A 246-nucleotide genomic window follows, 5' to 3' on the forward strand; every position below is an offset into this window, starting at 1 on the left:
TCCGTAGCGCTGCCATGCATGTCAATCACATGCAAAAAGCCCTTACGATGATGAATATACGTTTAAAAGAAGTTTTGAGCCAGGTGCACGGAGCAAGCGGTTTGAAGATCATCAGGGCTATTTTAGCTGGAGAAAGGAATCCAGATGTTTTAGTTGAAATGTGCCATCGCAGCGTTTTAAAAACAAAAAGAGAACTGATAGTTAAATCTTTAAAAGGTCATTATAATGAGGCCGGGCTTTTTGCCT

Annotated in this window: 1 pseudogene; it reads left to right on the forward strand. The window is 40.7% G+C overall.

From position 1 onward, the window contains the following. Window positions 1–47 precede the first annotated feature (47 nt). Window positions 48–246: pseudogene (locus LB467_RS18990) on the forward strand (IS110 family transposase); the annotation flags it as partial.

The sequence above is a fragment of the Salegentibacter tibetensis genome, assembly GCF_020164485.1.
Classification (GTDB): domain Bacteria; phylum Bacteroidota; class Bacteroidia; order Flavobacteriales; family Flavobacteriaceae; genus Salegentibacter; species Salegentibacter tibetensis.